The 13,091-nt window shown below is 63.6% G+C and carries 13 protein-coding genes; 1 reads left to right on the top strand and 12 read right to left on the bottom strand.

Features of this window, described 5'->3' with window-relative positions; translation table 11 throughout:
• Positions 1–26: 26 nt before the first annotated feature.
• The 3 genes from B5G34_RS01410 to B5G34_RS01400 form a co-directional block, all read right to left on the bottom strand.
• A complete protein-coding gene (locus tag B5G34_RS01410; RefSeq protein ID WP_087333660.1) occupies positions 27–566 on the bottom strand; it encodes a hypothetical protein in 540 nt (179 codons plus the stop codon).
• A gap of 90 nt (positions 567–656) precedes the next feature.
• Positions 657–1,361 carry a DUF6320 domain-containing protein gene (locus B5G34_RS01405; protein WP_087333659.1) on the bottom strand — a complete coding sequence of 235 codons (705 nt, stop codon included), beginning with the start codon at positions 1,359–1,361 and terminating at the stop codon, positions 657–659.
• A 15-nt stretch (positions 1,362–1,376) separates the two neighbouring features.
• Positions 1,377–2,669, bottom strand: coding sequence for a hypothetical protein (locus tag B5G34_RS01400; protein WP_087333658.1), 1,293 nt, complete (start codon positions 2,667–2,669; stop codon positions 1,377–1,379).
• 142 nt (positions 2,670–2,811) lie between these two features.
• On the opposite strand from B5G34_RS01400, the gene B5G34_RS01395 reads away from it, so the two are divergent.
• Positions 2,812–3,756, top strand: coding sequence for an alpha/beta hydrolase (locus B5G34_RS01395; RefSeq protein ID WP_087333657.1), 945 nt, complete (start codon positions 2,812–2,814; stop codon positions 3,754–3,756).
• A gap of 46 nt (positions 3,757–3,802) precedes the next feature.
• On the opposite strand, the gene B5G34_RS01390 is transcribed toward B5G34_RS01395, so the two are convergent.
• The 9 genes from B5G34_RS01390 to argC form a co-directional block, all read right to left on the bottom strand.
• Complete coding sequence (locus B5G34_RS01390) at positions 3,803–4,651, bottom strand: bifunctional 5,10-methylenetetrahydrofolate dehydrogenase/5,10-methenyltetrahydrofolate cyclohydrolase (protein ID WP_087333656.1); 849 nt, start codon at positions 4,649–4,651, stop codon at positions 3,803–3,805.
• The gene (locus B5G34_RS01385) at positions 4,651–5,268 is read right to left on the bottom strand and encodes a cyclodeaminase/cyclohydrolase family protein (RefSeq protein ID WP_087333655.1); all 618 of its coding nucleotides are present in this window, start codon (positions 5,266–5,268) and stop codon (positions 4,651–4,653) included. The genes B5G34_RS01390 and B5G34_RS01385 overlap by 1 nt, the downstream gene beginning before the upstream one ends.
• A gap of 55 nt (positions 5,269–5,323) precedes the next feature.
• Positions 5,324–6,994: a formate--tetrahydrofolate ligase gene (locus B5G34_RS01380; protein ID WP_087333654.1), complete on the bottom strand. Its 1,671-nt coding sequence runs from the start codon at positions 6,992–6,994 to the stop codon at positions 5,324–5,326.
• A 199-nt stretch (positions 6,995–7,193) separates the two neighbouring features.
• Positions 7,194–7,406: a cold-shock protein gene (locus tag B5G34_RS01375; protein WP_009259878.1), complete on the bottom strand. Its 213-nt coding sequence runs from the start codon at positions 7,404–7,406 to the stop codon at positions 7,194–7,196.
• Between the two features lie 232 nt (positions 7,407–7,638).
• Positions 7,639–8,559 carry an ornithine carbamoyltransferase gene (gene argF / locus B5G34_RS01370; RefSeq protein ID WP_087333653.1) on the bottom strand — a complete coding sequence of 307 codons (921 nt, stop codon included), beginning with the start codon at positions 8,557–8,559 and terminating at the stop codon, positions 7,639–7,641.
• Between the two features lie 31 nt (positions 8,560–8,590).
• Positions 8,591–9,769 carry an aspartate aminotransferase family protein gene (locus B5G34_RS01365; RefSeq protein ID WP_087333652.1) on the bottom strand — a complete coding sequence of 393 codons (1,179 nt, stop codon included), beginning with the start codon at positions 9,767–9,769 and terminating at the stop codon, positions 8,591–8,593.
• Positions 9,770–9,778: 9 nt separating this feature from the next.
• Positions 9,779–10,633: an acetylglutamate kinase gene (gene argB, locus B5G34_RS01360; RefSeq protein ID WP_087333651.1), complete on the bottom strand. Its 855-nt coding sequence runs from the start codon at positions 10,631–10,633 to the stop codon at positions 9,779–9,781.
• A 37-nt stretch (positions 10,634–10,670) separates the two neighbouring features.
• Positions 10,671–11,933 carry a bifunctional glutamate N-acetyltransferase/amino-acid acetyltransferase ArgJ gene (gene argJ / locus B5G34_RS01355; RefSeq protein ID WP_087333650.1) on the bottom strand — a complete coding sequence of 421 codons (1,263 nt, stop codon included), beginning with the start codon at positions 11,931–11,933 and terminating at the stop codon, positions 10,671–10,673.
• Positions 11,934–11,952: 19 nt separating this feature from the next.
• Positions 11,953–12,894 carry an N-acetyl-gamma-glutamyl-phosphate reductase gene (argC, locus tag B5G34_RS01350; protein ID WP_087333649.1) on the bottom strand — a complete coding sequence of 314 codons (942 nt, stop codon included), beginning with the start codon at positions 12,892–12,894 and terminating at the stop codon, positions 11,953–11,955.
• Positions 12,895–13,091: the final 197 nt, after the last annotated feature.

Raw genomic sequence — 13,091 nt, 5'->3', positions numbered from 1 at the left:
GCCAGTATACCGCAAATAGGCACAAATTACAACTCTTCCAGCCGGGGACAGCCGCCGCTCCGGAAGGGAAAGCGCAGATAGGGTCTCCCCTCCAGCTCCTCCAGCCGGGCAAAGCAGAACAGGGGCGTCAGGGGAAAGGGCCGGTCGGGCCGGTAGGGATAGGCCAGAGAAAAGCCCGCCGCCTCCTGCCGCAGCAGAGCGGGACCACCTGCCGCCTGGGCCAGCAGGGGCTCCCCCATGAGGCGGCCGGGGGCATGTTCCCGCACCCAGCCCCGGGGCGGCGGCTGCTCCCCGCCGAAGGAAAAGGCCAGCACCGCCTGCGCCCCCTCCGGCGGCCAGGCCCCCTGCCGCTTCAGCTCATCCACAGACAGGGTGCGCTCCAGCCTCAGGCAATCCCCCTGGGGCACAAAGGTGCCCAGCAGGGCCATCCCGCCGGGGCCGGCAAGCCAGCACTTGTACAGGCCCTTGCTGTCATTGGGCAGTTGGGCCTGGCACCGGACCCGTCCCTTCTCCTCCCGGACCGTGAGCCAGCCCCCTCCCTCCGCCAGCGGAAACCGCTCCTCCATATGCCCTCCCCCCTTTCTGCCATTGTATGCGCCCCTTCTCCGGGGCAGAAGAAAAGGGCGGCGCCAATGCGCCGCCCTTACAGAGCCATTTCAGGTATGGAACCGGCGGCGTACCTCCTCCCGGAAGGCGGGAATATGCCGGATGATCACCAGAGGAATGACGGTGCACACGCAGATGGTGAGCACCACCAGGGACCAGGACAGGTCCACACCGCCGGTGAGCCACCGGTCGATGAGAAATTCCACCCCCACCAGGAACACCCCCAGGCTGCCGATCAGGATGGCGGCGGCGCTGATCACCGAGCGGCGGTACACCCGCAGCATCAGGGCCAGCAGCAGCCACACCGCTCCGCCCCACAGGATGATGGGCACCGCCAGTCCGATATACCAGCTCCAGCCGTTGAGATCCACCGACATGAGGTAGACATAAAGTCCAATGGCCGCCACATTGATGACGCTGCGCAGCAGCAGGGGGAGCTTGCGAAACAGCAGGGGGAGCACGATCCACAGCCACAGCATAATGGTGGCTCCAATGACGTACAGGGACCAGCCCCGGTCCGGCTTGAGAAAGAGATTCAGCAGACCGCAGCCCACCGCCACACAGGCCAGCATGGCGGTGATGGCCGCCGCCACCGCCCCCTTGGTGATGGGGGGCACCTCCCCCCGCTCGGTGGGAAAGGGCTTGGGTGACTGGATATCCACCGGCCTGCCCGGGTCCACCACTTTGGTATGGCACAGGGGGCAGACATTGGCGGTGGCGTCCAGCTCCACTCCGCAGTGAACACAGTATGACATTGCAGCGTTCCCTCCTTACTGGGCGCGGTTGCTCTCCACCTTGACGTGGATGCCGTCCCGTACCAGAAAGCGGAAAAACTCCCGCTCGGTATCCGATTCCTGCTGGGTCCCTGCAAAGGTGATCTCCATCAGATCCCCATAGCTGATGGAGGCGCAGTGGACCCGGGGCATGGTGGCCTGTCCCAGGATGACCTCCATCCGCTGGATGTGGGGGCGCATCTCCTCCGGTACCTGGAAGGGACCGGGATTGGTGTAGGTACCCGAGAAGGGCCGCACCCCCGCCATCCAGTAGCCGAAGGCCACCAGAGGATTTTTCAGGGCCACCGGAAGAATCTGAATCAGTTTATTGTGGGCAAATTTCACATTGCCCGCCAGCTCCGCCTGCATCTGCTGCCGGTTGATATTTAAACGCAGATAGTGGTGGACCTGGCTGATGATCTCCTCAAAGGTGTACTCCCCCAGGCTGGGATCGATGGAGGGCCGCACCGTGAGAATGAAGTTGCGCAGGCTTTCACTGGGAAACCAGGAGCGCAGATTGATGGGAATGGCCAGGGCCACCGGCAGCTCCTTCTTGGGCCGCTCCCGGTGCTGCTTCTCCACCAGCACCTTCAGCAGCACCGCCGTCAGATACTCGGTGATGGAGGCGCCGTGCTCCTTGGCCTTCTCCTTCAGCTGCCGCACAGAGCAGAAGCCCATGGTCACGTTCAGCGTATAGAAGGGTTCCGCCGTCCCCCGGTTCTGGTAGGCCTTTTTCAGAGTTGTAAAGCGCCGCGCCTTGACAGTCGCATACCTGGCATAGGCGTCCTCCAGCTCCTGCGGTCTGGGGGGCTGATCCACGTCCAGCACGCCGCAGGTGTTGGGGATCTGATAGCCCAGCTCCCGGAGATAGACCGCCAGCAGGGTACGCAGCAGATAGACCGCGCCGCCGCCGTCGCTGATGGCGTGAAAGACCTCCATGGAGATGCGCCGCTCATAGTAGAAAAAGCGCACCAGCCAGCCGTCGTCCTGGTCAAAACGCACCGGCTGGCATGGGTTGGCGATGTCCTTTTTCACAAAGGGGCCGGGGGCGTCGTTGAACTCCGAATAGTACCAGAACAGGCCCTGCTTGATGCGCACCCGAAAGCCGGGAAAGCGGGGCATGGTCTTGTCCACCGCCCGCTGGAGGGCATCCGGGTCCACCGGCTGGTCCATCACGGCGGAAAAGCGGTACACCGCCGAATAGTTTTCCTTCTGGATGGCGGCATACACCACGGCGGCATTGTCCAGGCGGTACCATTCCTTATGCTTTTTCTCCCGTCCCGGGGCCATGGCGCTCCCCCCTTTCCTGAGAAAAGGATACCACATTCTACTGTCGCCCACAAGAGAAAGAGGGACCCCACAGCCCCGCTTTCCTTTTTCATCGGGCTATGATATAATAGCTTTATTCTGCCATAGAAAAAGGAGTGGCTCCATGAAACATTACAGCAGACGAGAGGAACTGGCCGGACAGCGGGCGGAAAAACAACGCCTGGCCCCCTTCATGCGGGCGCTGAAGGCCATCCACAGCGCCGCCACTCCCGAGGTCATGAACGTGGAGGACCTGGAAAAGCAGCGGAAGAATCAGGAGCTGCTGGGCCGCCTGGTGGCCCCCATGGGGGGGATGAACTGGGAGACCTTCTCCCTGGACGGGATGGACTGCGCCTGGATCCGGCCCCAGCGGGGATACGATCACCGGAAGGCCATCCTCTACTGCCACGGCGGCGGCTACACCAGCGGCACCCTGGGCTACTCCCGCATCCTGGGGTCCAAGCTGGCCATGGTCACCGGATTGCAGGTTATGAGCTTTGAATACCGGCTGGCCCCCGAGCACCCCTACCCTGCCGCGGTGGAGGACGCCCTGCGGGCCTGGGACCACCTGATGCATCTGGGGCTGGGGGCCCGGGACGTGGTGGTGGCCGGGGACTCCGCCGGCGGCAATCTGGCTCTGGTACTCACCCACAAGCTGAAGGAGGCGGGGCGGCTGCTCCCCCGGAATCTGCTCCTCTTCTCCCCCTGGACCGACATGACGGCCAGCGGCCGCTCCTACCAGGAGCGGGAGGAGATCGATCCGGTACTCACCCTCAACTATATCTACGCCACCCGGGACGCCTACGCCCGGGGACAGGATCTGTCTGATCCCTGCCTGTCTCCCCTCTTTGCCGACCTCACCGGCTTCCCCCCCACCCTCATCCAGGCGGGCACCAACGAGCTGCTGCTCTCCGACTCGGTGCGCCTGCGCAACCGGATGCTCAAGGCCTCCGTTCCCTGCAAGCTGGAGGTGTGGGACAAGATGTGGCACGTGTTCCAGACCTTCCCCATGAAGAAGGCCAACGAGGCCATGGAGCATGTGGCCGACTTCCTGATGGGCACTATGTAAGTTTACAAGAAAAAGGCGCTGCCAATGGCAGCGCCTTTTTGTGCGTCTATCCGATCTGTTCCGCGGCCTGGAGCACATGGGCCGCCAGCACCGAGGTGGTGACCGCCCCCACGCCGCCGGGCACGGGGGTAATTGCCGCCGCCACTTCGTCCGCAGCGGCAAAGTCCACGTCGCCCACCAGATTGCCTTCCTCATCCACGTTGATGCCCACATCCAGCACCAGCTGGCCGGGGGCCAGGTGGTCCCGGCCAATCATGTTGGCCGCACCGGCGGCGGCGATGAGCACCTCCGCCCGGCGGCACTCGGCAGCCAGATCGGCGGTGCGGGTATGACACAGGGTGACAGTGGCGTTCTTCCCCAGCAGCAGCATGGCCAAGGGCTTGCCCACCACCAGACTGCGGCCCACCACCACCGCCCGCTTGCCGGTGAGATCACAGCCGTAGTGCTCCAAAATCTCCATGCAGGCCTGGGCGGTACAGGGGGGATAGCCCGCGCCGCTGCCGGTGAACACCGCCGCCAGGGAACCGGCGGTGATGCCGTCCACGTCCTTGGCCGGGTCCAGAGCGGCACAGACGGCCTCCTCGTCCATGTGCCGGGGCAGAGGCCGGAACAGCAGACAGCCGTGGATCTCCCGGTCGGCGTTGATCTTCTCAATGATCTCCAGCAGCTCCTCCTGCCTCGCCTCCTCCGGCAAGTTGAACTGCTTTACATGGATACCCACCTTCTCGCACCGCTTCAGGGCGCCCCGCTCATAGGACAGATCCTCGGGCCGCTCTCCCACCCGCACGATGGCCAGGGTGGGGACGATGCCCTGCACCTTCAGCCGTCCGGCCTGCCGGATGAGCCGCTCGGTCAAAGCCTGGGCCACTGGGGCCCCCTTCCAATGCTCCGCCATCAGGCAAACCTCCCCAGCACAGATTCATAAACACGTTCGGCAATCTTCCGGTACCGCTCCATCAGGGCGTCCACCTCGTCGTTCATGGCCTGGGCATAGGCCCGGTCGGCCATGCTCTTGGTGTTCACCTTCACGTTGAGGGCGGCGCCGTACAGGGCGCTCCAGCAGAAGATCACCCCGGTACCCACGTCGGAGAGCATCATGACGCTCCCCTTCTCCAGCATCTCACTGTGAAGGTCAATCGCTTCACAGCTTAACCGCAGGATCTCCATGGGGGTGGCGGCGGCGTCCCGCAGGCAGGCCTCCATCACCTGTTCCCGGTTGGGGTCGTCCTTGGGGATGGCGTAGGCTTTGGACAGGGGCTCAAAGGCGGCGGCGTCGGCATCCACCAGAGCCAGCAGGCGGGCGCGCAGAGCCTCCGCTTTGGTCATCAGGCCCTTCACGTCCTCCTCCACCTGGGCGTACTTCTTCTTGCCCACGGTGTAGTTGCCCACCATGGTACACAGGGCGGCGCCCAGGGCCCCCACCAGGGCGGAAGCCCCGCCGCCGCCGGGGACCGGGGCCTTGGAGGCCAGGGCGTCCAGAAAGTCGCCGCAGGTCTGGTTGGCGGTATTCATCGCAATCAACTCCTTATTACAGCGGGCGGGTGTCACCACCCGCCCGCTTTTTCTTTTAGAACAGACCGGAGATCCTGCCGTTCTCGTCCACGTCCACCTTCTCGGCGGCGGGGACCTTGGGCAGGCCGGGCATGGTCATGATGTCGCCGGTGAGGGCCACCAGGAAGCCAGCGCCGGCGGACACCTTGATGTTGCGCACCGTAACGGTAAAGCCCTCGGGGGCGCCCAGCAGATTCTGGTCGTCGGAGAAGGAGTACTGGGTCTTGGCCATGCAGATGGGCAGGCCGCCGAAGCCCAGGGCGGTGAGCTCCGCCGCCTGCTTCCTGGCGGCGGGGGTGAGCACCACGCCGTCGCCGTGGTACACCTTCTTCACAATGTCGGCCAGCTTGGCCTCAATGCTCTGGTCCAGGTCATAGGCAAAGGTGAAGTGGTTGGGCTCCTCGCACAGGCGGATGACCTCCTGAGCCAGGGCGATACCGCCCTCGCCGCCCTTGGCCCACACCTCGCTGAGGGCCACGTTGACCCCCAGCTCCCTGCATTTGTCCTCCACCAGCTTGAGCTCGGCCTCGGTGTCGGTGGGGAACCGGTTGATGGCCACCACGCAGGGCAGGCCGTACACCGTGGTGATGTTCTCCACATGGCGCAGCAGGTTGGGCAGGCCCTTCTCCAGGGCCTCCAGGTTTTCGTTGTTCAGGTCGGCCTTGGCCACGCCGCCGTGGTGCTTCAGGGCGCGGACGGTGGCCACCACCACCACAGCGGAGGGAGTCAGGCCGGCCAGGCGGCACTTGATGTCCAAGAACTTCTCCGCGCCCAGGTCGGCGCCGAAGCCGGCCTCAGTGATGGCGTAGTCCCCCATCTTCATGGCTACCCGGGTGGCCATGACGGAGTTGCAGCCGTGGGCGATGTTGGCAAAGGGGCCGCCGTGGATGAAGGCGGGAGTCCCCTCCAGGGTCTGGACCAGATTGGGCTTGATGGCGTCCTTCAGCAGGGCGGCCATGGCGCCCTCGGCCTTCAGGTCGTGGGCGGTGATGGGGGCGCCGGAGCGGGAATAGGCCACCACCATCCGGCCCAGCCGGGCCTTCAGGTCGGCCAGGCCGTCGGCCAGGCAGAGCACCGCCATGATCTCGGAGGCCACGGTGATATCGAAGCCGTCCTCACGGGGCACGCCCTGCATCCGGCCGCCCAGGCCGCACACGATGTTGCGCAGCTGGCGGTCGTTCATGTCCACGCACCGCTTCCAGGTGATGTGCTTGACGTCGATGTCCAGCTCATTGCCCTGCTGGATGTGGTTATCCAGCATAGCGGCCAGCAGATTGTTGGCCGCGCCGATGGCGTGGAAGTCGCCGGTGAAATGGAGGTTGATGTCCTCCATGGGTACCACCTGGGCATAGCCGCCGCCGGCGGCCCCGCCCTTGACGCCGAACACGGGGCCCAGGGAGGGCTCCCGCAGGGCCACCACGGTGTTCTTGCCCAGCCGGCGCATGCCGTCGGCCAGACCCACGGTGGTGGTGGTTTTTCCCTCCCCCGCGGGGGTGGGGTTGATGGCGGTGACCAGCACCAGCTTGCCGTCGGGCCTGCCTTCCCGGTCGGCCAGCAGCTTCAGGTCGATCTTGGCCTTGTACTTGCCATAATACTCCAGATAGTCCTCATCCACCCCGGCCAGGGCCGCAATGTCACGGATGTGCTTCATCTCACAGGCCTGAGCGATCTCAATATCCGTTTTCATGGTCCTTCACTCCTTCATCCTTCCATTTTCCAACGAAAATGCGCCGGCTCCGCCATGCTGGCAAACCGGCGTTTTGTTCCATTTTCAATGGCTCATCTATGTAGAAATGTACCATTCTTTCCCCTGCTTGTCAACGGAAATGAAAAAGCAGACCGACAGGTTTTGTCGGTCTGCTTTCTGTGGCTTTATATCTTTACGATCAAGCGGCCACCACGTTGACAGCGCGCAGCTTGTCAGCGTTCTTGGGATCGGGCTCCACGTCGTAGGTCACCTTCTGACCCTCCTGAAGGGTCTTGAAGCCGTCGCACACGATGGCGGAGAAGTGCACGAACACGTCGTCGCCGCCCTCGTCGTTGGAGATGAAGCCGAAGCCCTTGGTCTCGTTGAACCACTTGACAGTACCGTGATACATAATAATGGTACCTCCTGCAAAAAATTTCGTGCTAAATGACAAGAAAACTCACACTTTTGGGCATCGTCTGAAGAAGCGACGATGACTACAAAAATGTGAGTTCAGGCCGTACATTTAGACTACCAGAATACTATAACACTGAACCGGCCCTCCGTCAAGAAAAAAACATACCGGTGCGTAAGAAAACAGAGACCGGCCCCGTGGGTACGGGGCCGGTCTGGTGGGAAACCCTTTACTCGTCGCCCTTCATCAGCAGGTACATGACCGCCTTCTGGGCGTGGAGGCGGTTCTCCGCCTCGTCAAAGATCTCCTGGGCGTGGGCCTCGAAGACCTCAGCGGTGATCTCCTCCCCCCGGTGGGCGGGCAGGCAGTGCTGCACCATGGCGCCGGGATTGGCCACCGCCAGCAGTTCATCGTTGATCTGGTAAACACCCTCAAAGACGGCCCGGCGCTTTGCGGCCTCGCCCTCCTGGCCCATGGAGGCCCACACGTCGGTGAACAGGGCATCGGCGCCGGCAGCCGCCTCCTTGGGGTCCCGGCACAGGGTGAACTTGTCCCCGTAGGTCTGGGCAAACTCCAGTACCTTGGGATCGGGGTCGTAGCCCTCGGGGCAGGCCACGGATACCGTCATACCCACCTTCAGGCCGCCCACGATGAGGGAGTTTGCCATGTTGTTGCCGTCGCCCACATAGCACAGCTTCAGGCCCTCCAGCCGGGACTTGTGCTCCCGGATGGTCATCAGGTCGGCCAGCACCTGGCAGGGGTGGGCAAAGTCGGTCAGGCCATTGATGACCGGAATGGAGGAATACTTGGCCAGGGTCTCCACCTCGGCCTGGCCGAAGGTGCGGATCATGATGCCGTCGCAGTAGCGGCTGAGCACCCGGGCGGTGTCCTCGATGGGCTCGCCCCGGCCGATCTGGCTCTCCTTGCCGGAGAGGAAGAGGGCGTGGCCGCCCAGCTGGAACATACCGGTCTCAAAGGAGACCCGGGTACGGGTGGAGTTCTTCTCAAAGATCATGGCCAGGGTCTTGCCCTCCAGATAGTGGTGGGTCAGGCCATGCTTCTGGTTGTATTTCATCTGGTCGGCGGTATCCAGGATCTTGACGATATCAGCGGGGGTCAGGTCCAGCAGCTTGAGCAGATCTTTTTTCATTGTTTTCACCTCGTCTATTCTTTTCCGGTCGTTACAGCAGGGTCTCCTGCATAATGGCAAGGCCCTTGTCGATCTCCTGCATGGAGATGGTCAGGGGGGGCAGCAGCCGCAGGGCGGAGCCCGCGGTGAGTACCAGCAGGCCGTTCCGAATCAGCCGGGCTGCCAGCACCTTGTTGCTCTCCTCGCCCCGTACCTCCACGCCGATCATCATGCCCAGGCCCCGGGTCTGGCCCAGGCTGGACAGGCCCATGTGCTCGATGCGGGTGCGGATATAGTTGCCCTTCTCGGTCACCTGGGCCAGGGCGTCCTCGTCCAGGGTGTCCAGCACCACCTGAGCGGCGGCGGCGCAGATGGGGTTGCCGCCGAAGGTGGAGGCGTGGGTGCCGGGACCCAGCACCTCCCGGCAGCGCTCGTTGGCCAGCACGCCGCCCATGGGCAGGCCGCCGGCGATGCCCTTGGCAAAGGACACCGCGTCGGGGATGATGCCGTACTGCTGGAAGGCAAACAGGGTACCGGTACGGCCTACGCCGGTCTGCACCTCGTCCACCAGCAGCAGCCAGTCCCGCTCGGCGCACAGCACCGCCAGATCATGGACATAGGCCGGGTCCATGGGGAGCACGCCCCCCTCCCCCTGCACCAGCTCCAGCATGACGGCGCACACGTCGTGGCCCGACACCTCCTGGAGGGAGTCCATGCTGCCCGCCTGAGCATACCGGAAGCCCTCGGTAAAGGGGAAGAAGTAGTTGTGGAACACATCCTGGCCGGTGGCGTTCAGGGTGGTGATGGTACGGCCGTGGAAGGAGTTTTTCAGGGTGATGATGGTACCCCGTCCCTTGCCGTACTTATCATAAGAGTATTTCCGGGCCAGCTTGATTATACCCTCGTTGGCCTCGGCGCCCGAGTTGCCGAAGAAGGCCGCCGCCATGCCGGAGCGCTCACACAGCGTCTGGGCCAGCCTGGCATAGGGCTGAGAGTAGAACAGGTTGGAGATATGGCCCAGCTTCATGGCCTGGTTGGCAATGGCCTCCACCCATCTGGGGTTGGCGTAGCCGATGGAGTTGACGCCGATGCCGGAGGAGAAGTCGATGTACTCCTTCCCCGCCAGGTCATACAGGGTGGCGCCCTGGCCGTGGTCGATATCCACGTCGAACCGGCCATAGGTCTGCATCATATACTGGTGGTCCAGTTCCACCAATTCCTTATGGTCCATCATATCACCTCACAGCAGCATGGTGCCGATGCCCTCGTCGGACAAAAGCTCAATGAGAATGGAATGGGGGATGCGGCCATCCAGAATGATGGCGTTCTCCACGCCGGAGCGCACCGCCTCCACACAGCACTCCACCTTGGGGATCATGCCCCCCTTGATGACCCCGTCCTGCACCAGACCGGGCACCTGGGACAGGCGCACCACCGGCAGCAGGGTGTTGTCGTTCTTGGGGTCCATCATCAGGCCCCGCACATCGGTGAGCAGGATCAGCTTCTCCGCCTTCAGCGCGGTGGCCAGCTTGGCGGCGGCGGTATCGGCGTTGATGTTGTAGGCGTTCTCGTCGTCGATGCCCTGGGCCACGGTGGACACCACCGGGATATAGCCGTCCTTCAGGGCGTCCACCACCAGCTGAGGCTCCATGGCGGTGATCTCGCCCACCAGGCCGTACTTCTCATCCAGCTTTTTGGCCTGGAAGAGCCCGGCGTCCATGCCGCACAGGCCGATGGCCTTGCCGCCCATCCGGTTGAGGGTGGCCACCAGGTTCTTGTTCACCTTGCCGCACAGCACCTGCTGGACCACTTCCATGGTCTCCTCATCGGTGTAGCGCAGGCCGTCCACAAACTTGGACTCCTTGCCGATCTTGTTCAGCATCTCGGTGATCTCCGGCCCGCCGCCGTGGACCACCACCACCCGAATGCCCACCAGATGGAGCAGGATGATGTCGGAGATGACGGCCTGGCGCAGCTCGTCGGAGATCATGGCGTTGCCGCCGTATTTCACCACCACGGTCTTGCCGTAGTACTTCTGAATATAGGGCAGGGCCTCGGCCAGTACCTTGGCCCGGTCCACCTCGCTGAATGACATGGGAATCCCCCCAGATAATATCAAAGATATGGTCCGATCAGGTGCGGTAGTCGCCGTTGATCTTCACGTAGTCGTAGGTCAGATCGCAGCCCCAGCAGGTGGCCTCGTGCTCCCCCTCGTGGAGGTCCACATGGATGACCACCTCATCCTGGGACAGGATGCTCTTGGCGGCCTCCTCGTCAAAGTCCACCCCGGCGCCCTGCTGGCATACCAGGATCTCACCCACGGCGGAGGAGAAATGGACGTCCACGAACTCGGGCCGGAAGGGGGCCTTGGAGTAGCCCATGGCGCACAGCACCCGGCCCCAGTTGGCGTCGGAGCCGAACATGGCGGCCTTCACCAGGGAGGAGCCCACCACCGCCTTGGCAAGCCGCTCGGCGCTCTCCTCGCTGCGGGCGTTGGTGACAGTGCAGGTGATGAGCTTGCTGGCGCCCTCGCCGTCGGCGGCGATGGAGCGGGCCAGCTGCTCAAAGACGTAATAGAGGGTCTTGTAGAAGACGGTGTAGCTGTCATCCTTCCACTCGATGAGCTCGTTGCCCGCCATGGAGTTGGCCAGCACCACGCACATGTCGTTGGTGGAGGTGTCTCCGTCCACCGTCACCCGGTTGAAGGTGCGGGGGACGATCTCATGGAGGGCGTCGGTGAGCATCTCGTGGGTGATGGCGCAGTCGGTGGTGACAAAGCACAGCATGGTGCCCATATTGGGGTGGATCATGCCGGAGCCCTTGGCAATGGCGCCGATGGTCACCGTCTTGCCCCCGATGGAGCAGGTCACCGACAGCTCCTTCTTCACCGTGTCGGTGGTCATGATGGCGTTGGCCGCGGCGTCGGAGCCGTCCTTGGACAGGGCGGCGGCGGCGGCAGGCATGCCCTGGGCGATGGCGTCGATGTTCAGCTCCTGGCCGATGACGCCGGTGGAGGCCACCACGAAGTCGGAGGCCTTCAGGCCGGTGGCCTGGGCGGCCAGCTGGCACATGGTCTCGGCGTGCTCATGGCTGTTGGGGGCGCAGGCGTTGGCGTTGCCGGAATTGGCCACGATGGCCTGAGCCTCGCCGTTCTCCAGGTGGTCCATGGTAACGTACAGAGGGGCGGCCTTCACCCGGTTCATGGTGTACACGGCAGCCGCCACACAGGGCTGCTCAGACACGATGAGGGCCAAATCCTTTTTGCCCTCCAGCACCTCGGGCATCTTGCTCATGGGGGGCTGATTGCCGTCCCCCTTGCCTTTCTTCACGCCGCAGTGGACGCCGGACGCGGTAAAACCCTTGGGGGCGGTGACGCCGCCGGGGATCTGTTTCATATCGTTCACTCCTCTTTTCTTACAGCGCCAGGCCGCAGGTCTCCTCAAAGCCCAGCATCAGATTCATGTTCTGCACCGCCGCGCCGGAGGCTCCCTTGCCCAGGTTGTCAAACCGGGCGGTGACGATGGACTGGCCCTCGTGGCCGCTGACGGTGAGCTCCAGCCTGTCGGTGCCCGCCAGGGCGTTGGCCGCCAGATAGGCGGGCTCCTCCGTATAGGGAGCCACGCTCACCAGGGGCTGGCCGGCATAGTAGGCCAGCAGGATCAGGCTCAGTTCCTTGGCGGTGGGCTGGCCCACCAGGTAGCGGTTGTGGAGGAAGATGGTGGTGGCCATGCCCTTGTAGTAGTCGTCCACCACCGGGGTAAACACCGGCGGAGTGTCCAGGCCGGAGATCTTCTGCATTTCAGGCAGATGCTTGTGCCGGAGGGTGGTTCCGTACACTCTCGGGCTGTAAAGCTCTTCCCCTTTCTCCCCTCCCTCATACTGGGCGATCATCTTCTTGCCGCCGCCGGAGTAGCCGGTGAGGGAGTAGCAGGTCAGGGGGTAATCCTTGGGCAGAATGCGCATGGACACCAGAGGGGCTGCGGCAGCCAGGAACCCGGTGGCGTGGCAGCCGGGATTGGCCACAAACCGGGCCTTCCCGATCACTTCCCGGGGGTTTTTGTACAGCTCCGGGAAGCCGTACACCCAGCCGGGGGCGGTGCGGTGGGCGGTGGAGGCGTCGATGACCCGGGTACGGGAGTTCTCAATGAGTCCCACCGCCTCCACCGCCGCGGCGTCGGGCAGGCAGAGGAACACCAGGTCGGCCTCGTTGATAAGGTGCTTTCTTTCTGTCAAGTCTTTTCGCTTGTCAGGATCAATGACCAGCAGCTCGATATCCTCCCGGCCCGCCAGCCGGTCATGGATCTGAAGACCGGTGGTGCCCTCCTGACCGTCGATGAATACCTTGGGCTTACTCATGGACTCTCTCCTCCACAAAGGCCTTGATGTTGGCGATCTGCTGCTCCACGGCCTCCTTGGCGGGGCCGCCGTAGTTCCCCACGGGGCAGGCCCCGCGGGGGCCCCAGTTTCCTTTCCATGCTCGGCGGAAGTGAATTCCGCCTGCGCCAAGGTTTTGCCCTTGGCAAAACGCTTGTACGCGCCGCTTGACGCGCTGG

This window comes from Flavonifractor sp. An82 (assembly GCF_002159265.1).
Classification (GTDB): domain Bacteria; phylum Bacillota; class Clostridia; order Oscillospirales; family Oscillospiraceae; genus Flavonifractor.
This window is presented reverse-complemented; position numbering and strand designations above follow the sequence as displayed.

Coding starts and splice junctions, on each gene's coding strand:
- argJ (WP_087333650.1), bottom strand. CDS start 11,933: ATGAAACAGATCCCCGGCGGCGTCACCGCCCCCAAGGGTTTTACCGCG.
- argF (WP_087333653.1), bottom strand. CDS start 8,559: ATGAAAAAAGATCTGCTCAAGCTGCTGGACCTGACCCCCGCTGATATC.
- B5G34_RS01390 (WP_087333656.1), bottom strand. CDS start 4,651: ATGGCGGAGCATTGGAAGGGGGCCCCAGTGGCCCAGGCTTTGACCGAG.
- B5G34_RS01375 (WP_009259878.1), bottom strand. CDS start 7,406: ATGTATCACGGTACTGTCAAGTGGTTCAACGAGACCAAGGGCTTCGGC.
- B5G34_RS01410 (WP_087333660.1), bottom strand. CDS start 566: ATGGAGGAGCGGTTTCCGCTGGCGGAGGGAGGGGGCTGGCTCACGGTC.
- B5G34_RS01395 (WP_087333657.1), top strand. CDS start 2,812: ATGAAACATTACAGCAGACGAGAGGAACTGGCCGGACAGCGGGCGGAA.
- B5G34_RS01385 (WP_087333655.1), bottom strand. CDS start 5,268: ATGAATACCGCCAACCAGACCTGCGGCGACTTTCTGGACGCCCTGGCC.
- B5G34_RS01400 (WP_087333658.1), bottom strand. CDS start 2,669: ATGGCCCCGGGACGGGAGAAAAAGCATAAGGAATGGTACCGCCTGGAC.
- B5G34_RS01405 (WP_087333659.1), bottom strand. CDS start 1,361: ATGTCATACTGTGTTCACTGCGGAGTGGAGCTGGACGCCACCGCCAAT.
- B5G34_RS01380 (WP_087333654.1), bottom strand. CDS start 6,994: ATGAAAACGGATATTGAGATCGCTCAGGCCTGTGAGATGAAGCACATC.
- argB (WP_087333651.1), bottom strand. CDS start 10,633: ATGTCATTCAGCGAGGTGGACCGGGCCAAGGTACTGGCCGAGGCCCTG.
- B5G34_RS01365 (WP_087333652.1), bottom strand. CDS start 9,769: ATGGACCATAAGGAATTGGTGGAACTGGACCACCAGTATATGATGCAG.
- argC (WP_087333649.1), bottom strand. CDS start 12,894: ATGAGTAAGCCCAAGGTATTCATCGACGGTCAGGAGGGCACCACCGGT.